Origin of the sequence: Xanthomonas hortorum pv. pelargonii, from assembly GCF_024499015.1 — a bacterium.
Taxonomy (GTDB): domain Bacteria; phylum Pseudomonadota; class Gammaproteobacteria; order Xanthomonadales; family Xanthomonadaceae; genus Xanthomonas; species Xanthomonas hortorum_B.
On record NZ_CP098604.1, the window covers coordinates 4234507 to 4253740 of the forward strand.

Annotated in this window: 18 protein-coding genes; 10 read left to right on the forward strand and 8 right to left on the reverse strand. The window is 58.7% G+C overall.

The features are described 5' to 3' along the window. The first annotated feature begins 32 nt into the window (after nucleotides 1-32). From NDY25_RS18190 to NDY25_RS18200, 3 genes are read left to right on the forward strand one after another with little or no spacing between them, the layout of a single operon-like run. The gene (locus tag NDY25_RS18190) at nucleotides 33-3206 is read left to right on the forward strand and encodes an efflux RND transporter permease subunit (RefSeq protein WP_168959961.1); all 3174 of its coding nucleotides are present in this window, start codon (nucleotides 33-35) and stop codon (nucleotides 3204-3206) included. A 38-nt stretch (nucleotides 3207-3244) separates the two neighbouring features. Continuing rightward, nucleotides 3245-3976, forward strand: a complete 732-nt coding sequence (locus NDY25_RS18195; protein WP_168959960.1) for an SDR family oxidoreductase — start codon at nucleotides 3245-3247, stop codon at nucleotides 3974-3976. Beyond that, nucleotides 3970-5394 carry an efflux transporter outer membrane subunit gene (locus NDY25_RS18200; protein ID WP_256627615.1) on the forward strand — a complete coding sequence of 475 codons (1425 nt, stop codon included), beginning with the start codon at nucleotides 3970-3972 and terminating at the stop codon, nucleotides 5392-5394. The genes NDY25_RS18195 and NDY25_RS18200 overlap by 7 nt, the downstream gene beginning before the upstream one ends. A gap of 45 nt (nucleotides 5395-5439) precedes the next feature. Here NDY25_RS18200 and NDY25_RS18205 read toward each other — a convergent pair whose 3' ends face one another. Beyond that, nucleotides 5440-6414: a GGDEF domain-containing protein gene (locus NDY25_RS18205; protein ID WP_168959958.1), complete on the reverse strand. Its 975-nt coding sequence runs from the start codon at nucleotides 6412-6414 to the stop codon at nucleotides 5440-5442. A 93-nt stretch (nucleotides 6415-6507) separates the two neighbouring features. Between NDY25_RS18205 and NDY25_RS18210 the strand changes: the two genes are divergently transcribed. Continuing rightward, complete coding sequence (locus NDY25_RS18210) at nucleotides 6508-6813, forward strand: hypothetical protein (protein ID WP_115036604.1); 306 nt, start codon at nucleotides 6508-6510, stop codon at nucleotides 6811-6813. 123 nt (nucleotides 6814-6936) lie between these two features. Here NDY25_RS18210 and NDY25_RS18215 read toward each other — a convergent pair whose 3' ends face one another. After that, nucleotides 6937-8637: a sensor domain-containing diguanylate cyclase gene (locus NDY25_RS18215; protein WP_168959957.1), complete on the reverse strand. Its 1701-nt coding sequence runs from the start codon at nucleotides 8635-8637 to the stop codon at nucleotides 6937-6939. A 338-nt stretch (nucleotides 8638-8975) separates the two neighbouring features. Between NDY25_RS18215 and NDY25_RS18220 the strand changes: the two genes are divergently transcribed. Next, nucleotides 8976-9146 carry a hypothetical protein gene (locus NDY25_RS18220; protein ID WP_168959956.1) on the forward strand — a complete coding sequence of 57 codons (171 nt, stop codon included), beginning with the start codon at nucleotides 8976-8978 and terminating at the stop codon, nucleotides 9144-9146. 254 nt (nucleotides 9147-9400) lie between these two features. Here NDY25_RS18220 and NDY25_RS18225 read toward each other — a convergent pair whose 3' ends face one another. Both NDY25_RS18225 and NDY25_RS18230 read right to left on the reverse strand, forming a co-directional pair. After that, nucleotides 9401-9685, reverse strand: a complete 285-nt coding sequence (locus tag NDY25_RS18225; RefSeq protein WP_168959955.1) for a hypothetical protein — start codon at nucleotides 9683-9685, stop codon at nucleotides 9401-9403. Between the two features lie 128 nt (nucleotides 9686-9813). Beyond that, nucleotides 9814-9984: a hypothetical protein gene (locus NDY25_RS18230; protein WP_168959954.1), complete on the reverse strand. Its 171-nt coding sequence runs from the start codon at nucleotides 9982-9984 to the stop codon at nucleotides 9814-9816. A gap of 127 nt (nucleotides 9985-10111) precedes the next feature. Between NDY25_RS18230 and NDY25_RS18235 the strand changes: the two genes are divergently transcribed. Beyond that, nucleotides 10112-10441, forward strand: a complete 330-nt coding sequence (locus tag NDY25_RS18235) for a helix-turn-helix domain-containing protein (protein WP_043889614.1) — start codon at nucleotides 10112-10114, stop codon at nucleotides 10439-10441. Then, on the forward strand, nucleotides 10434-11261 hold the full coding sequence (locus tag NDY25_RS18240) for an ImmA/IrrE family metallo-endopeptidase (protein ID WP_168959953.1): 828 nt from the start codon (nucleotides 10434-10436) through the stop codon (nucleotides 11259-11261). The genes NDY25_RS18235 and NDY25_RS18240 overlap by 8 nt, the downstream gene beginning before the upstream one ends. A gap of 231 nt (nucleotides 11262-11492) precedes the next feature. On the opposite strand, the gene NDY25_RS18245 is transcribed toward NDY25_RS18240, so the two are convergent. Further along, complete coding sequence (locus NDY25_RS18245; protein ID WP_168959952.1) at nucleotides 11493-11726, reverse strand: hypothetical protein; 234 nt, start codon at nucleotides 11724-11726, stop codon at nucleotides 11493-11495. A gap of 217 nt (nucleotides 11727-11943) precedes the next feature. Here NDY25_RS18245 and NDY25_RS18250 point away from each other — a divergent pair, with 217 nt between their 5' ends. After that, on the forward strand, nucleotides 11944-12906 hold the full coding sequence (locus NDY25_RS18250; RefSeq protein ID WP_006448937.1) for an IS1595 family transposase: 963 nt from the start codon (nucleotides 11944-11946) through the stop codon (nucleotides 12904-12906). Between the two features lie 71 nt (nucleotides 12907-12977). Next, a complete protein-coding gene (locus tag NDY25_RS18255; RefSeq protein WP_256627616.1) occupies nucleotides 12978-13382 on the forward strand; it encodes an H-NS family nucleoid-associated regulatory protein in 405 nt (134 codons plus the stop codon). Nucleotides 13383-13835: 453 nt separating this feature from the next. Here the strand turns inward: NDY25_RS18255 and NDY25_RS18260 are convergent, their stop codons facing one another. Beyond that, nucleotides 13836-14867, reverse strand: a complete 1032-nt coding sequence (locus tag NDY25_RS18260) for a hypothetical protein (protein WP_256627617.1) — start codon at nucleotides 14865-14867, stop codon at nucleotides 13836-13838. 276 nt (nucleotides 14868-15143) lie between these two features. Between NDY25_RS18260 and NDY25_RS18265 the strand changes: the two genes are divergently transcribed. Then, a complete protein-coding gene (locus NDY25_RS18265) occupies nucleotides 15144-16106 on the forward strand; it encodes an IS1595 family transposase (RefSeq protein ID WP_006448937.1) in 963 nt (320 codons plus the stop codon). Between the two features lie 455 nt (nucleotides 16107-16561). On the opposite strand, the gene NDY25_RS18270 is transcribed toward NDY25_RS18265, so the two are convergent. Further along, nucleotides 16562-17854 (reverse strand): reprolysin-like metallopeptidase, encoded by a 1293-nt coding sequence (locus NDY25_RS18270; RefSeq protein WP_168960126.1) that lies wholly within the window; start codon nucleotides 17852-17854, stop codon nucleotides 16562-16564. A gap of 309 nt (nucleotides 17855-18163) precedes the next feature. After that, the gene (locus NDY25_RS18275) at nucleotides 18164-19126 is read right to left on the reverse strand and encodes an IS1595 family transposase (RefSeq protein WP_006448937.1); all 963 of its coding nucleotides are present in this window, start codon (nucleotides 19124-19126) and stop codon (nucleotides 18164-18166) included. Nucleotides 19127-19234: the final 108 nt, after the last annotated feature.

Here is a 19234-nt window from a genome sequence, read left to right on the forward strand (position 1 = left end):
ACCTGGCGGCAACCTCTTTCAGGACCACCCCAATGGACTTTTCCCGTTTTTTCATCGACCGGCCGATCTTTGCCGCGGTGCTGTCGATCATCATTTTCGCTGCCGGCCTGATCGCCATGCCGCTATTGCCCATCAGCGAGTACCCGGAAGTGGTGCCGCCGAGCGTGCAGGTGCGTGCGGTGTATCCGGGCGCCAATCCCAAGGTCATCGCCGAGACCGTCGCCACGCCGCTTGAGGAAGCCATCAACGGCGTGGAAGACATGATGTACATGAAGTCGGTCGCCGGCTCCGATGGCGTGCTGGTGGTCACCGTGACCTTCAAGCCGGGTACCGATCCGGACCAGGCGCAGGTGCAGGTGCAGAACCGCGTCAGCCAGGCGCAGGCGCGTCTGCCCGAAGACGTGCGCCGGCAGGGTGTGACCACGCAGAAGCAATCGCCGACGCTGACCATGGTCGTGCATCTGACCTCGCCTAAAGGCAAGTACAACTCGTTGTACCTGAGCAACTACGCGTTGCTGAAGGTCAAGGACGAGCTGTCGCGCCTGCCTGGCGTGGGCCAGATCCAGATCTTCGGTGCGGGCGATTACGCCATGCGCATCTGGCTGGATCCGGACAAGGTCGCCGCACGCGGGCTCACTGCCAGCGACGTGGTTGCTGCGATCCGCGAGCAGAACGTGCAGGTCTCCGCCGGCCAGCTCGGTGCCGAGCCAATGCCCAACAAGAGCGATTTCCTGCTGTCGATCAATGCGCAGGGCCGCCTCACCACCGAAGAAGAGTTCGGCAACATCGTGATCCGCAGCGGCAACAGCGGCGAGATCGTGCGCCTGTCGGATGTGGCGCGTCTGGAACTGGGTGCCGGCAACTACACCTTGCGCTCGCAGCTGGACAACCAGAACGCGGTGGGCATGGGCGTGTTCCAGTCGCCGGGTGCCAACGCGATCGAATTGTCCGATGCGGTACGCGCCAAGATGGCCGAGCTGGAAAAGCAGTTCCCGCAGGACATGGCGTGGTCGGCCGCGTATGACCCGACCGTGTTCGTGCGCGATTCGATCAGCGCGGTGGTCAGCACGCTGCTGGAGGCGGTGCTGCTGGTGGTGCTGGTGGTGATCCTGTTCCTGCAGACCTGGCGCGCCTCGATCATCCCGCTGCTGGCGGTGCCGGTGTCGGTGGTCGGTACGTTTGCCGCGCTGTATTTGCTGGGGTTCTCGATCAACACGCTGAGCCTGTTCGGTCTGGTGCTGGCGATCGGCATCGTGGTCGACGACGCGATCGTGGTGGTGGAAAACGTCGAGCGCAATATCGAAGAAGGCCTGAGCCCGCTGGCCGCTGCGCATCAGGCGATGCGCGAAGTGTCCGGGCCGATCATCGCCATCGCGCTGGTGCTGTGCGCGGTGTTCGTGCCGATGGCGTTCCTGTCGGGCGTGACCGGCCAGTTCTACAAGCAGTTCGCGGTGACCATCGCGATCTCCACGGTGATCTCGGCGATCAACTCGTTGACGCTGTCGCCGGCATTGGCGGCCATGTTGCTCAAGGCCCACGACGCGCCCAAGGATGGCCCGACGCGATTGATCGATCGTTTGTTCGGCTGGTTGTTCCGTCCGTTCAATCGCTTCTTCAACACCAGCTCCAACAAGTATCAGGGCGCGGTGTCGCGTGCGCTGGGCAAGCGCGGTGCGGTGTTCATGGTGTATCTGCTGCTGCTGGTGGCCACCGGTTTCATGTTCAAGGTGGTGCCGGGCGGCTTCATTCCGACTCAGGACAAGCTGTACCTGATCGCCGGTACCAAATTGCCGGAAGGCGCCTCGCTGGAGCGCACCAACGAGGTGATCCGCCAGATCACCCAGATCGCGCTGCAGACCGAAGGCGTGGACCACGCGATTGCGTTCCCGGGCCTGAATCCGCTGCAGTTCACCAACACGCCCAACACCGGCACGGTGTTCCTTACCCTCAAGCCGTTTAGCCAGCGCAGCCGCACGGCCGAGCAGATCAATGCGGAGATCAACGCACGCATCAGCCAGATCCAGCAGGGCTTTGCGTTTGCGTTCATGCCGCCGCCGATTCTGGGTCTGGGGCAGGGCTCGGGCTACTCGCTGTATATCCAGGACCGTGCCGGTCTGGGCTATGGCCAGTTGCAGAGTGCGGTCAATGCGATGTCCGGTGCGATCTCGCAAACGCCGGGCATGCAGTTCCCGATCGGCACGTATCAGGCCAACGTGCCGCAGCTCGACGCCAAGGTTGATCGCGACAAGGCCAAGGCGCAGGGCGTGCCGCTGACCAATCTGTTCGACACGCTGCAGACTTATCTGGGTTCGTCGTACATCAACGACTTCAATCGCTTCGGTCGCACCTACCAGGTGATCGCCCAGGCCGATGGACAGTTCCGCGACAGTGTCGAAGACATCGCCAACCTGCGCACCCGCAACGATCGCGGGCAGATGGTGCCGATCGGCAGCATGGTCACGCTGGGCCAGACCTACGGCCCGGACCCGGTGATCCGCTACAACGGCTATCCGGCTGCCGACCTGATCGGTGAAGCGGATCCGCGTGTGCTCTCGTCCACACAGGCGATGCAGACGCTGGCCGGCATGGCGCCGAAGGTGTTGCCCAACGGCATGAACATCGAGTGGACCGATCTGAGCTATCAGCAATCCATCCAGGGCAACTCGGCATTGATCGTGTTCCCGATGGCGGTGTTGCTGGCGTTCCTGGTGCTGGCCGCCTTGTACGAAAGCTGGACCTTGCCGCTGGCGGTGATTCTGATCGTGCCGATGACTTTGCTGTCCGCCTTGTTCGGCGTGTGGCTCACCGGTGGCGACAACAACGTGTTCGTGCAGGTGGGGTTGGTGGTGCTGATGGGCCTGGCGTGCAAGAACGCGATCTTGATCGTGGAGTTCGCCCGCGAACTCGAAATGCACGGCAAGGGCATCGTCGAAGCCGCGCTGGAAGCCTGCCGTCTGCGTCTGCGCCCGATCGTGATGACCTCCATCGCCTTCATCGCCGGCACCGTGCCGTTGGTGTTCGGCCATGGCGCTGGCGCCGAAGTGCGCTCGGTCACCGGCATCACCGTGTTCGCCGGCATGCTCGGTGTGACCTTGTTCGGCCTGTTCCTGACCCCGGTGTTCTACGTGGCCCTGCGCAAGTGGGTGACCCGTGGCGAACAACCCGCCGCGCCGGCTGCCGTCTTGCATGAACCCGTCAAGGCGTAAGCGCCGCGGTGCATTCCATCCATTCGAAGGATCTTGAAATGAGCAACAGCAAAATTGCACTGGTCACCGGTGCCACCCGCGGCATCGGCCTGGAAACCGTTCGGCAATTGGCCCAGGCCGGCGTGCATACGCTGCTGGCCGGCCGCAAGCGCGACGACGCCGTCGCTGCCGCACTCAAGCTGCAGGCCGAGGGCGTGCCGGTGGAAGCCATCCAGCTCGACGTCAACGACGACATCAGCATCGCCGCAGCAGTGGGCACGGTGGAACAGCGTCATGGCCACCTGGACATCCTGATCAACAACGCCGGCATCATGATCGACGACATGCAGCGCACGCCGTCGCAGCAGAGTCTGGAGGTGTGGAAGCGCACCTTCGACACCAATCTGTTCGCCGTGGTCGGCGTGACCAAGGCGTTCCTGCCGCTGCTGCGACGTTCGCTGGCCGGGCGCATCGTCAACGTGTCGAGCCAGCTCGGCTCGCTGACCTTGCACAGCCAACCCGGCTCGCCGATCTACGACGCCAAGGTTCCTGCGTACAACGCCTCAAAGAGCGCGCTGAACAGCTGGACCGTGCATCTGGCCTATGAGCTGCGCGACACCGCCATCAAGGTCAACAGCGTGCATCCGGGCTACGTCAAAACCGATATGAACGCTGGTAACGGTGAGATCGAAGTGGAGCAGGGCGCACACAGCAGCGTGCAGATGGCGCTGCTCGACGCACACGGCGCCACCGGCAGCTTTACGTATTTGGGAGACGTGTTGCCATGGTAAGGACATTCTTGAGCGCGGCACTGGCCGCGCTGGTGCTCAGCGGTTGTGCGGTCGGCCCGGATTACCGGCCCGACCCGCCCGCCGCGGTAACGCTGCAGGGCGCGCAGGACGCGGCCTACAGTGCCGAGTCGCCGGTCGGCAACTGGTGGTCGCAGTTCGACGACCCGGTGCTGGAGCAACTGGTGCGCGATGGCTTGTTTGCCAACCACGATCTGCGCATCGCCGTCTCGCGCGTCAAGCAGGCGCGTGCGGTGTTCGTCGAGCGTCGTCTGGACCAGGCGCCGCACATCACTGCGCAGGGCAGCTTCGACCGGCGCGAACAACAGCAGGTGATTGCCGGCAATCAGCGCTTCCTCACCGAACAGACCACCCTGGGTCTGGATGCGGCCTGGGAACTGGATCTGTTCGGCCGTCAGCGGCGCGCATCGGAAGCGGCACGTGCCGATCTGGAAGCCGAGCAGGCCGGCCTGCTCGACGTGCAGGTCACGGTCGCCGCCGAAGTGGCGCGCAACTATTTCGAGTTGCGTGGCACGCAGAAGCAGCTGGATGTCTCCAAGCGCACGCTGATCAACCTGCACGACACCCAGAAACCGACGCAGACGCGTTGGGACCTGGGTGCCGGCAGCGAGCTGGAGGTGCAGAGCAGCCTGGCGCGGCTGAAGGCGATCGAGGCGGATATTCCGTTGCTGGAAACCGCCGAGGCGCAGTACCGCCACCGTCTGGCCGTGTTGCTCGGCCAGGCGCCGGATGCGCTGGATGCCACCCTGGTGCCGCGCACCACGCCCGCGTTCGCACGTGCGTTGCCGCTGGGCGACACCGCCGGGCTGCTGCGTCAGCGACCGGACGTGCGCAGTGCCGAACGTCGCCTGGCAGCAGCCACCGCGCAGGTTGGCGTCGCGACTGCTGACCTGTTTCCGCGCATCAGCGTGAGCGGCTTTGTCGGCTTCCTGTCCGGCGATGCGGCCAGGCTGACCGAGGGCAGCGGCAAGGCTTGGTCGATCACCCCGTCGATCAGCTGGGCGGCGTTCGACTTCGGCACCGTACGTGCGCGCCTGCGTGCCAGCAAGGCGCAGGCCGAAGGTGCATTGGCGCAATACCAGCAGGCCGTATTGCTGGCGTTGGAGGACACCGAGAACGCACTGATCGGCTACGGCCGCCAGCAGGCGCGTCTAGCGATCGTGGTGGACCAGGCCAACGCCGCGCGGCGTGCCGAACAGCTGGCGCAGATCCGCTACCGCGAGGGCTCGGAAGACTTCCTCACGCTGCTGGATGCACAACGCACCCAGCTGGCCGCAGACGATGCGTTGGCACAGGCCGAAGCAGCGGTGAATGTTGGTGTGGTCGGTGTCTACAAAGCGCTGGGCGGCTGGAAGCAGGGTGAAGCACCTGCGGTACCGGTGGCTGTGGTCAAGCGTTGAAGCAGGCATGCGGGGCGGCCAAGGTGTCGCCCCGCAACCGGTGGGTCAGTCGGCAACCCGCACGCTATCGCGGCCGCCGTTCTTGGCCAGATACAGCGCCGCATCGGCGCGTGAAAACCAGTCCTGCCAATGCGTCTCGCCATCGTGGCGGGCCGCACCCAGTGACACCGTGATACGTCCACCCGGGCCGCGCAGGCCATTGCGAATGACCTTGCGCAGGCGCTCGGTCGCCGCTTCCAGTTCCTGCAGCGAGCCGGCGCGTAACAACACCACGAACTCTTCGCCGCCGAAGCGGAACACCTGATGCGGATCGCGTACCTCGTAACGCAGGATGGTGGCCAGATCCGATAGCGCCGCATCGCCTGCGGCATGCCCGTACAGATCGTTGACCTCCTTGAAATGATCCAGATCCAGAATGATCAGGCTGTTGAGCCGATCATGCGGTTGCCGCTGATCGATCTGATGGGTGAGCGCACGTTCGAGCATGCGTCGGTTGGGCAAGCCAGTGAGCGCATCCAGCGAGGCCAGTTCTTCCAGATGCACGCGGTCGTCCTGCATGCGCAGCGAAAACGCATACCCCACCGTCAGCGTCACCAAGGTCACCACGACCGTCGACATGCCTTGACCAGGGCTGACGATCAATCCGGGTAATAACAACAGAGCCGCCAACAGCGGCAGGCTGAGCAGCACCGCACGCTGCGGCCCGCATAGAAAATAATTGGTCGCCAGCACCGGAAACAGCCAGGGCAGCGCGCCATCGCCGCCGGTCCAGCAGGCCACCAGACAGCCGCCGACATTGATCGATGCCAGCCATACCCCGCCTGCCCCCGTGTTCTCGGCACTGCGCATCTGCCAGCCGCGCCAGACCGCAAGCACACCGAGCACTGCGGTGATCAGGCAGGCAGCCACCTGGCCGGTCATGGCCAGGTAAACCGCATAGAGGCAGAGCAACAGCGCGGTGATTGGCCCAAGCATCTTGACGATGCCCAGGCGGAAATCCCGCCGCAGGTGGAGGATCACAGGGAAGGTTCTATAGGAGTCGGCATCATTATCGGCTGCGCACTGTGGAAATTGAGCGTGCAGTGCCGCTGCATCGGGTAGGAAGATGAAGCATTGCAGGGCAGGACTTCGCACCTTGTTGACGGCCTTGCCGCAACCGTGTCCGCTTTGCCGTTGGAGTCTGCCATGCCTACCCGCGAAGAACTCGAGACGCGCCTGGATGCGTTGCAGGATGCATTACCGCAGCTGTCGGCCGATGAAGATGCGGATTTCGACTATCTCGATTTCCAGGCGCGCGCCGAAGCCCTGCTGAGCAGCGTCGAGCCCGAAGAGGCCGCCTATGTGCGGACCCGCGTCGATGCAATGCTTGCCGGCGCCGGCCTGATTCCGACCGACGAAGACGGGCAGGCCTGCGTTTGAGTCTTGCTCTGCACGGCTGGCAATACGAGGGTACGGCAGCCAGGTAGGCGCGACCCGACCGCGAGGCAGCATCTGCAGATCGCATTCCTGGCGACAGTGTGCCTTGTTGCAGCTGATCGACGATTACAATGCCGCAGTCGAAGCGCCCGCGCTCATCACCTGATTGCGCCCAGCCTGTTTGGCCCGGTAGAGCGCCTCGTCCGCACGCCGCAGCAGCTGCGTCGCATTGCCCGCATGCTCGGGGAAGCTGGCCGCACCAAACGATGCGGTGATCTTGGGTAGCGATACCCCGTCGGCCATGACCTGCAAGGCCTCGATGCCCACGCGCAACTTCTCGGCCATCTTGCTGGCGGTGGGGAGATCCACTTCCGGCAGGATGATGGTCAATTCTTCGCCACCATAGCGGCAGCAGATGTCTTCGCCGCGCATCTGCGTCAGCAGGAATTCGCCAATCGCCGCCAGCACGCGATCGCCACCACTGTGCCCATGCAGATCGTTGAACTGTTTGAAATGGTCCACGTCCAGCATCAATACCGACAACGGCAGCGCCCGGCGCGTGCAGCGTGCCAGTTCGTGGTTGAGCGCCTCTTCCAGATACCGGCGGTTGTACAGACCGGTCAGCGGATCGCGGATGGATTGCTGACGCAGCGTCTCGCGCAAACGCAGGTTGTGCAGCGCCAGCGACAGTTGTTCTGCGGCCGCTTCGGCCACGGTCAACGAGGTCAGTTCGCGCGGATCCTCGCTGCGCAACGCCAGCATGCCCAATTGCGTACCTTGCGCCGACAACGGAATGCAGACCGTGCTCGCATGCGCCGGAAGATTGGCGCCGGCATGTTGGCAGACCATGCCCTGGCTGGTGTCCTCCACCACATGCGTGCGATCGCGACGCAGCGCCCAACAGTCGTGCGGCGCAATGCTGGCACTGTCGTCGTCGGCCATCGCGCCCCAGGTGACCACCGGCTCGGCGCGATCGCGCGAGGCGCGCAGCAGGTAGACCGCGCCAGAGGCACCGGGGATCAACGGCGCAATCGTGCGCGCGGTGATTTCCAGCGCTTCTTCGGCATCGCGACAGTTCTGCAGCAGCCCCGAATAGCGCGACAGCGCCTCCAGCCCGGCGGAAGTGCGTTCGAGTGCGGCGAACGACTCCACCAGTCGCTCGCTGGTGCTGCTAGCCTCGTCTTCCGCACGCACGCGTCGTTCCAGTTCCCGCGACAGCAGGCGGTAGGCAAGCAACATCACCAACAGTCCGCTGATGATGCCGATCACGGTGCTACGCAGCACCCACTGCGCGCTGGTCTGGTTGGTCTCGGTACGCGTCACCAATTGGCGGCGTTCCAGCTCGGTCATGGTCTGCACCTGGCGACGCAGCGTGGAGGAGGTCTGAAACACCCCGCGCGCAATCGAAGCACGTGCGCCATCCAGGCCGTTTGCGCGGTAGCTGTGCAGCAAGTCGTTGATCTGCACCAGGCGCGTGTCCATCAGCCGCCGAAGCAGCACGACATTGCGCTCCTGCGCCACGTTGTCCTGTACCAGCGCTTCCAGGCGCACGATGCGTTCGGGCAGGCGTCCGATCGCATCGGCATACACGCCCAGAAATGCCTCGTTATCGGTCAGCACATAGCCACGCACAGACGACTCTGCCGACAGCATGCCGGCCTGGATTTCATCGATTGCGGCGATCACTTCCTGCGTATGCGTTACCCAGCCGGCGTCGGAGAGCGAACGCTGCGTGGTGAAATAACCGCCCACGCCGATCAGCACGAAGATCACCCCGCCGAGCAGTAAAGCCCCGGCGGCATGGCGTTTTGCTTTTTTGGTCAACACCGTGTTCCCCAACACTGATCGTCTGGTAGAGGCTGATGCAAAGCGCGTGCCTACGCTTCACCTCGTTTGACCGTTCGTTCAGAATTCCGGTAGTGACAGTGAGGCGCGTGCCGAGAACGGTGTATCGATATCGCCTGGCACGTTGGTGCCGCCCACACGTCTTGGTCACTCGTTGGATGCTGCTGCCCATCGATTGTGCTGGTGCTCGGCGCGCCGCGCTTATGTCACTGATTCTGTGTGGTGCAACTACAGCTCACGGATGCCTGCAGCCACAACGCTGGCACGAGGTTTGCTCTCACTGCATCAGATGCTGGGGAGTGTCTCCAGAGGAGCGTGAGATGGAAGAGCCCAACAAGAGCGCCCTGGTCCTGCTGCTGCAAGAAGCCACCGAATTACTGCAGCTTTTCGACCGATTGCGCGGCGATGCCTTGCCCGTGGAGGCGAACTCGCCACAGATCGCGGTCGCGCCGACCATGGCCACCGAACAGACGGGTCACGTCGCTATCTGACGCAATGCGCAGCGCAGAGTGTGGTGCTTCATTGGATGGGCCGTCGATCCGATGACTTTGCAGCGCCCATGAAAAAGGCCGGGAACCCTCTGCATCGAGAGCCCCGGCCTTAGTCGGTCGTCTTAGGACCGTTATTTGGTGGAGGTGGGCGGAGCCTGAAGACGCCCTTACGCAAGTCATTGACCCTAAAGCATTTCGGGTCTTTCAGCTGAGTCTGCTTTGATACCTCGGATGATACCTCTAGGTGGAGGAAGCTACTGGCGTCGATTAATCCAGTCCCAGACATTTTCATTGAGCCATCCGTCGTTCTGGTCAGCGTTTAGCTTGCTCACAAAAATGCGGTCATTGTCGTCGAGCTTCTGACGGAGATCGTCTCTTAAAGCCACCGCGCTGCCTGTGCTTTCCACCCAACGAACGCTTTCCAAGCCCCTGTTCTGCACATTGGGATGACGTTCCAAGTGCTCGATAAATTGACGGCGTGCAGCGTCATAGTTGCTGCGTTCTTTGTTCAGATTCCAAGTCACAACGTAGACAGCCATTGCGTTCTCTCCCAGATCAAGTTGCCGCTTATTTCTGTCAGCATCAGCTTTTGCGCCGGCCGCACTGACTGCTCAATGGTGCTCAAACAAAGAAGGGCGGTGACTGGCGCTCCACCGCCCCTCAGTTCTTAGGCGTGTTGCTTCAACACCCAGGTCACGGCCTTTCCATCGTAAGGCGGCATGCGGTTGCCGTTAGCGATGGGAGCGGTAGTGCTGTAACCAGAGGGCTGCCACACACCGCTCTCAGGGCAGGTTTCGCCAGTCTTGGCGGTCGTTCCGATTGGCTTACGGGTGCTCATAAGACTCTCTCCTGCCAAGCCAGTCAGATGATTTCCGACTACAAGGACTTGACGAAATCGACAATACGCCCCTCTTGTCGACTTCGTCAAGTATGATTTGTCACCCACCATAAATTAGGATTGCCCGATGTCTGATCTCTTCCCAGCCCGTTTGAGAGAGGCCAGGGACAGGCGGGGTCTGACGCAAGCAGATTTGGGCAAGGAAGCAAGTCTGCCGTCAACGACCATCTCCCACTTTGAGAGTGGATCAAGGAAACCTTCGTTTGATAACTTGCGTCGTCTGACAAAAGTTCTGGGCGTGAGCACCGACTACCTGATGGGTCTCGTTGACAGCCCAGACGACATGGCAGCAGCGTCAAGGATTGCTCGCCATTTGGGACAGGCCACGGAAGACGACATCAAGATGCTTGAAGCCGTCGCTAAGTCATTAGCCGATACAAGGAAGAAAGATGGATAGCTATCGTCGTCAACAGATCGAAGCCAAAGCGCAGGACATGCTTAATGATGCGGGAGTCCTTGCACTCCCCATAAATCCCATGAAAATTGCAGCGCACTTAGATATCCAGGTTCATGCTAAACCTGCGGATTCTTCGGGCGCATCTGGTTGGCTTGTGAGGCAAGGCAATGATTTTGCCATTATTTATGCTACCCACATCGAAAGTCCTGGGTTTCAGAATTTCAGCGTGGCCCATGAGCTAGGCCACTATTGTCTAGACGGCCATCCAGAGCATATTTTTAAACAAAGTGAAAAACATGCGTCTCGCGGTGGATTTGGATCTTCTGACCCCATCGAGCGAGAGGCAGATTATTTTGCGTCATGTTTAATGATGCCAAAGTCGCTGTGCAAGTCGATTATTAATAAAAGCGGCGATGGCATGGCTGCCGTTTTATCATTGGCAGCCACGTGTAATACGTCTTTAACAGCGGCAGCGCTGCGTTACGCAGAGATCGGTCATCTGCCCACTGGGGTTCTACAATGCCTAGACGGCAAAGTTGAGTTTTGTGGGATTTATCCACTGCAATCTCACGTCGGTTGGGCAAGGCCTTTGGGTCGTAACACTAAAGTCCCACCAGATAGCGCAACTCGTAGACTAGCCGATGATCCTGACGCCGTAAGAAGGGCATTGGAAGACAGCGATAGTGCGGAAGCAAGCGATTGGTTCTCTGGTGCTAAGAGCGGAGTCTATCTCACCGAGGAAGTGATTGGTTTAGGTTCTTTTGGGAGAACCTTGACGTTGTTGACCTTAGAGGAGGGGGGAGATGATGAGGATGATTGAAGATACCCTGGGTATGCGGTTGTCTGAGATCGTCATTTGTTTCGTTTGTGGAATGAGGAGATCAGGATGGGTGGGTTTAAAGGTAGGAAAGAAAAGCGCTATCGTGTTGATGTGATAAAGCGGCCGGGCAAGAAATATGGTTATCAAATCTTCGACATTCAATTGGGCAAGCACGTGGGCCCTGTGTATGACAGTCGAGAGGAGGCTGGCAAGATCTGTGCGGAGGCCAATTTAGGTCTCAGGCTCTGACATTTTTGTAATTCTGAGAAGTGAGCCGGGTTCAATATCATTGAGCGTTGGGCATTGAATAAAAGATGGAGTAGTGCTCAACTGATTATCTGCAATTACAAAGCAATGGAAGAATTTTGGAGGCGCATTTGTTTCAACAAACCCTTTTTCTTCAAGTTGTAAGGTGAGGCTGCTTGGGTAGTCCTCTTTCGGAATGACCTCGATCAAAAATTTCATGGATGTGCTCAATGGAACGAGATATTATTCATAACGTGCCTAACAAGCTTGTCAAGTCTGCAAATTTTCCAGAGGCTTTGAGCTTGTGCTCTTAGAAGTGACATAGGCGCTTTTACTTTAAGTGATCCTGATTAGCCCTGACCATCAGCCGCCTGTCGCAGGATCTGCGCCGCGCTGGGTGGATGCTGCTGTCACCTGAAGCCAACGAGGTGGCGTGATGAGTATCAATGCCGTGCAGTTCCAAGCGGGATTGTCGATGCCTGAGTTCTTCGCGTCCTACGGCACCGAAGCCAAGTGCTATCGCGCGCTTTACAAGTGGCGCTGGCCGCAAGGCTTTCGTTGCCCTGTTTGTGCCGGACGCGTGCGCTCGCGTTTCAAGCGGGGTGCTGCGATCTACTACCAATGCAGCGCGTGCCGGCATCAGACCAGCCTGATTGCAGGCACGATGTTCGAAGGCACCAAGCTGCCGCTGCGCACCTGGATGCTGGCGTTGCACCTGCTGACCTCGACCAAAACCAACATGGCCGCGCTGGAGTTGATGCGGCATCTGGGCGTCAACTACAAGACGGCCTGGCGGATGAAACACAAGATCATGCAGGTTATGGCCGAGCGCGAATCCATGCGGAAACTGGCGGGTTTCGTGCAGATCGACGATGCCTATCTCGGCGGCGAGCGTAACGGTGGCAAGGCCGGACGCGGATCGGAGAACAAACAAGCGTTCCTGATTGCGGTGCAGACCGATGCCACCTTCACCGCGCCGCGCTTTGTGGTGATCGAGCCGGTGCGCAGCTTCGATAACACCTCGCTGCAGGACTGGATTGCCCGTCGCTTGGCGCCCGAATGCGAGGTCTACACCGATGGGCTGGCCTGCTTCCGCCGGCTAGAAGACGCCGGCCACGCGCACACCACGCTGGACACTGGCGGTGGTCGTGCCGCGACCGAAACGGCCGGTGCACGTTGGCTCAACGTGGTGCTGGGCAATCTCAAGCGCGCCATCAGTGGCGTGTATCACGCCATCGCGCAAGGCAAATACGCAAGGCGTTACCTGGGAGAAGCGGCCTATCGTTTTAATCGTCGATTCCGCTTGCGCGAGATGCTGCCACGACTTGCCACGGCCATGATGCAATCCACACCATGCCCAGAGCCGGTTTTACGTGCAGCGAGCAATTTTCATGGCTGAGAGTCGGGGCTAATCAGGTAAGTGATTGACTTATTTATCATTTAAGAACTTAATAAACGAGATATCCTCTGATGTCCAAGTCAACTCTTGATTCCATCGTTTCTGCCAAAGCCAGACTTTCCGAAGAGCTACAAAAGCTCGAAGAAGAAGAAGCCAAGCTTATTGAACAAGAAGCATCAAATACCTTTCAGCAGGTGTCTGATCTGCTGAGCCGCTTTGGACAGCACTTTACCGCCAAGCAGAAAGCAGATCTTGCAGCTCAGCTCGGGGCTTCTGTTGGCGGATCTGGCCGCCCGAAGAAGGCAGCCGGCACCAAGAAGGAAGTGGCGCCCAAGTATTGGTTGCCCCACAACCAAGAGACATGGTCAGGGCGCGGCCGTCCGCCTAAGGCCTTCACCATCTGGCAGGGCAGTGCGTCTTACAAGGAATGGAAAGCCAAGCATCCGGATGAGAAGTTCCCAGCTTTCCCTGGCTGAGGCTTGCGAATGCGAGGCAACGAGTGCCCGAAGTCTCTTCGGGCACTCGTTTTCTACGTCTGCGGATTGTCGGTTATTAGCTCAAGCAGCGCGCTGCACTGAAAGACACCAGCGCAGCGGCAATCCCGAACGAGAAGGTTAAATCGCCTGGCTCGCGCCAGACGAGCTTGAGCCAGCGAAGGTGGGTAGCTTGCCTGAGTCCTCTTGCAGTAAATTCCTTAGTCGTTTAACAGCAAGAAATGCCAATCGCCTGGGCCTAACCTTTCTTCGGACACTGCTGTCGCTTAGCAATTAATGAGCTGCCGACGAATTGGACGTTTCTCGTACGAATCCCTATCGACTCTCAACAGCGTCAAGCTGTCAGGAAGAGCTATGCCCACTGGCGGAACGGTCGACTCGATGTATTGGTCTGGTTGCGCCCGATCTATCCTGATGCCGACTTCGAGTTGTCTATCAGAGCTTCCCGGTAAATTCAATTGAGGGCATGACGCCTGCTGACACAGCGCAGGCACCCAGGATGAGATTGTTAATCTCAGCAGTCGTACCGCCGTCACTGATGCACGTGGGCGACAGGGTTGTCCCATCCTTGACAGCCAATTTCGTGGTAATGGATGTGCCTGTATTGAAATATGCTTTCTTGCCACTATTGCTACCGTCGACATTGAAGTCTGCCTGCGTCCATACGGAACTGATGTTGAGAATATTGCCTTTCGCGCTTACGCTGTAGGCATCAGTACCATTTGTGAAAATCACGGTATCGTTGCCGTTGGCGGCCGCCTTCGCCGTCAATCGGAAGTTTGGTAGTTGGCCGATTGGGTAATGCGGCGTCGGTACGGCTTTACTTTGCCTGAAGCAACTAGTGTCTCCGTCGCTGCTCCATCCGGGCGGGCATGTGCTGCCGAAGTTGATCATCCAGTATTCGATTAAAACGTATGCTGAGTTTGCGGGGCCATCGTTCCCGTAGAGGAATTGTTCCCATACTGTGCAGCCCGAACGATTCTGGCACGCGGGCGTTGTTCCATCGTCATTAGTATTCAGCTGCACACTATATTCATCCGGACTAGAGTCACTGTTTACGGTCTTCAGCCCGGTTACCGTCGGAAAACTTCCCGCCGCCTCGCTAATAAGTCCATGCCCTCTGAGCGCGTAGCTCACGGGGCCTTGCGTTGTACCGACGGCATCTGGAAGTGCCGTTCGTCCAGCGGCGCCCCGAGTGGTCATTTTACCGACTGGTAAACGATGGTTTCGACGTGGCAATGCGTTGCAGGGTACCGACTCCCAAATCATGCTTGGGTATTTGGCGTGAAAGCATCCGGTCGTCGGCGTATCAGACCTTACAAGCTCTGTTTGCCATGCCTGTTGGACCTGCAGTTCAAGTTGGCTGGGACTGACGCTCACTGGCTGCGTACCACCTAATTGTGCAGCTGCTTGTGCGCAGGTAGCAGTGGTAATTGCAGTTACTAGCAGAAATTTACTGTGTTTCATCGTATTTCCTTTGTTAACGGAAGAATAAATGCGATTTCCTACTGCGCTGCGTGTCAAGAGGTGACGCTTCAGCATCCTTTCGGAGCGGGAGACCGGAAAGCTATTTTGCGCAGCGTGTATCGCAACTCGACGTTTTAAGATCCGCAAGACGCCTCGATTACTTAATCTTGTGGGAAAAAATCTATCCTGATTAGCCCTGACCATCAGCCGCCTGTCGCAGGATCTGCGCCGCGCTGGGTGGATGCTGCTGTCACCTGAAGCCAACGAGGTGGCGTGATGAGTATCAATGCCGTGCAGTTCCAAGCGGGATTGTCGATGCCTGAGTTCTTCGCGTCCTACGGCACCGAAGCCAAGTGCTATCGCGCGCTTTACAAGTGGCGCTGGCCGCAAGGCTTTCGTTGCCCTGTTTGTGCCGGACGCGTGCGCTCGCGTTTCAAGCGGGGTGCTGCGATCTACTACCAATGCAGCGCGTGCCGGCATCAGACCAGCCTGATTGCAGGCACGATGTTCGAAGGCACCAAGCTGCCGCTGCGCACCTGGATGCTGGCGTTGCACCTGCTGACCTCGACCAAAACCAACATGGCCGCGCTGGAGTTGATGCGGCATCTGGGCGTCAACTACAAGACGGCCTGGCGGATGAAACACAAGATCATGCAGGTTATGGCCGAGCGCGAATCCATGCGGAAACTGGCGGGTTTCGTGCAGATCGACGATGCCTATCTCGGCGGCGAGCGTAACGGTGGCAAGGCCGGACGCGGATCGGAGAACAAACAAGCGTTCCTGATTGCGGTGCAGACCGATGCCACCTTCACCGCGCCGCGCTTTGTGGTGATCGAGCCGGTGCGCAGCTTCGATAACACCTCGCTGCAGGACTGGATTGCCCGTCGCTTGGCGCCCGAATGCGAGGTCTACACCGATGGGCTGGCCTGCTTCCGCCGGCTAGAAGACGCCGGCCACGCGCACACCACGCTGGACACTGGCGGTGGTCGTGCCGCGACCGAAACGGCCGGTGCACGTTGGCTCAACGTGGTGCTGGGCAATCTCAAGCGCGCCATCAGTGGCGTGTATCACGCCATCGCGCAAGGCAAATACGCAAGGCGTTACCTGGGAGAAGCGGCCTATCGTTTTAATCGTCGATTCCGCTTGCGCGAGATGCTGCCACGACTTGCCACGGCCATGATGCAATCCACACCATGCCCAGAGCCGGTTTTACGTGCAGCGAGCAATTTTCATGGCTGAGAGTCGGGGCTAATCAGGAAATCTATTGAAGGACTCGACGACTTCAATGCATTAGGTAACCTCTGAACAACTCTTTCATGAGCTTTCGACCAACAAACGAGGCAATCTCTACAATGCGAAAATGCTTTATTTCCAGCATGCGTGACCGATGAGGTAGGGAGTGTCAGTCTTGCGAGTTGACGTAAGCTTGGCCGAAGCTAGATGTCAACTGATTTGAAAGAATTCCTGGCTGTGCCCGTCTGCAGAAACTATTAAAGTGGACGTCATTTGCAGCGCTTGTCCGATAGATCGCTCCAGAAATACGCTGCGAACGATGTCCATCGCCTACAAGTACGACTTACCGTTTTATGTGGTATGTCTGCAAGCGTGTTTGAGGGTCACTCTGTGACAGCGCATGGCGTGCACTAACGCCATGCGCTGTCACGGCTCCGGTAGCAGCCGTGCTTACGGGTGACTCATCGCTTGGTCGGCCTAAAGTTGGCCGCGATGGGCATGGTGATATTTAACGCTCTGGTCTGGTCGGCTTCGTTTATATCCCCGCACGGGTTGCCATTGCATAACGTGATACGTGGATTGGCGAAGTAGGGAACTCTCTGCTGATCGTCGGAGGCATACGCCATGATGGTATTGAAACTGCCCTCATCCAATGTCTGCCGCCATCCGTAAGCATAAGTGAACGCGCCAGGACCGGAATCGGCTTTGTCGTGAGCCAGACCAAGGTTATGGCCGATTTCATGCGCGAAGGTAATGTCTTCGCAGTAATTTCCGGCTTCTTCGTCGGTACCGTCACTGACTGCGGCGTACCCCGATCCCTGCATATTGACATTGTACGATTGAAGCCCATCACCGTTCAGCCACGCCACGCCGCAAGCGCCTTGATTTGCGCGGTAAGGGCGTAGCAAGGCGACAAGATCGGCACCCTGGGTGTCACGCGTGCTGTGTAGTGCTGCTAATGAAGAGGTGCCTGAGGCTTCGGTCAGGTCGTTAAGTGCAGCACCATCTGTAGTGGAATCCGTGTAATTAACCTGCTGCGTACCGATCAGGCGCAGGCGTCCATTCACTTGGCTATCCGAGTAGGCACGGTTGGTAACGGCGACCAGATAGTTGATGCGGGTATTAACGGCATCCACCGATCCTAGCTCGCGGACCAAGCCTGGGGTATAACCTACGAGCACGTCGACCACAGCCGGGGTCGTTGCGCTGGCCGCCTGCTTCACTAGTGCAAGACTACTTTGTAAATCTTGCTCGCTTACCGCTTGCTTCGGCGGAATCAGGTAGTCGGACGCCATGGCACTATCATTGCTCTTGAGGCGGTCAAGAGCAATGTTTTTTGGTAGACGTTCTGCAATATACAGATTGCCGCCCTGGGTAACGATACGAAGCGATGTGTTATTGTCGACCGGAATTGATCCGAATACTGCGTTGCGGCCGAAGGTGATCACTACACTTTGCTTTTCTGCGGGGAGGGTGCCGACAAAGGTCCAATGATCATTGTCCTGGGTGTTTTGCGAAATAGTTTTTGCATAGATGCGTCGGCCGTCTGGCAGCGGTAACCAAAGTCCACCGGCAGCGGCATTATCGTAGGCTTGCGATTCGTTGATTTTGATCGGGCTTAGTCTTTCCGTTGAAGTGATCCTAGTCTTCTGTTGGTTTGAAAATGAAAGCCATTGGTCAGCTGCAAATGCCATAGAGGTGGCAGTGCAGCTCAGTCCCAGAAAAATCGCCGCTGCTAGAAAATTTATTTTCATAAATAGCTATTTTATTTTGGTAATTAATTCAATGGTGCGGAACGAAATACGCCGTTGCGCAGTCATATTCATCGCACGACACGTTGTAAGCTCATGCCGCTCTGCGGGATAACTATGCTGAAAAGATCCGATAACTTCAACGCTTCTGTAGATGGCTTGTGATGTAATTGTGGCGAATTATGCGTTTTTTGTGGCATCCGTCATAAGTGCATTTAATGCACCTGGAAAATTAAGAGGGCATGTGTATGATAGTGGTTGGATGTCTTGATATGAGACTTTTATAAAAACTAACCTGATTAGCCCCGACTCTCAGCCATGAAAATTGCTCGCTGCACGTAAAACCGGCTCTGGGCATGGTGTGGATTGCATCATGGCCGTGGCAAGTCGTGGCAGCATCTCGCGCAAGCGGAATCGACGATTAAAACGATAGGCCGCTTCTCCCAGGTAACGCCTTGCGTATTTGCCTTGCGCGATGGCGTGATACACGCCACTGATGGCGCGCTTGAGATTGCCCAGCACCACGTTGAGCCAACGTGCACCGGCCGTTTCGGTCGCGGCACGACCACCGCCAGTGTCCAGCGTGGTGTGCGCGTGGCCGGCGTCTTCTAGCCGGCGGAAGCAGGCCAGCCCATCGGTGTAGACCTCGCATTCGGGCGCCAAGCGACGGGCAATCCAGTCCTGCAGCGAGGTGTTATCGAAGCTGCGCACCGGCTCGATCACCACAAAGCGCGGCGCGGTGAAGGTGGCATCGGTCTGCACCGCAATCAGGAACGCTTGTTTGTTCTCCGATCCGCGTCCGGCCTTGCCACCGTTACGCTCGCCGCCGAGATAGGCATCGTCGATCTGCACGAAACCCGCCAGTTTCCGCATGGATTCGCGCTCGGCCATAACCTGCATGATCTTGTGTTTCATCCGCCAGGCCGTCTTGTAGTTGACGCCCAGATGCCGCATCAACTCCAGCGCGGCCATGTTGGTTTTGGTCGAGGTCAGCAGGTGCAACGCCAGCATCCAGGTGCGCAGCGGCAGCTTGGTGCCTTCGAACATCGTGCCTGCAATCAGGCTGGTCTGATGCCGGCACGCGCTGCATTGGTAGTAGATCGCAGCACCCCGCTTGAAACGCGAGCGCACGCGTCCGGCACAAACAGGGCAACGAAAGCCTTGCGGCCAGCGCCACTTGTAAAGCGCGCGATAGCACTTGGCTTCGGTGCCGTAGGACGCGAAGAACTCAGGCATCGACAATCCCGCTTGGAACTGCACGGCATTGATACTCATCACGCCACCTCGTTGGCTTCAGGTGACAGCAGCATCCACCCAGCGCGGCGCAGATCCTGCGACAGGCGGCTGATGGTCAGGGCTAATCAGGAAAACTAATAAATATTA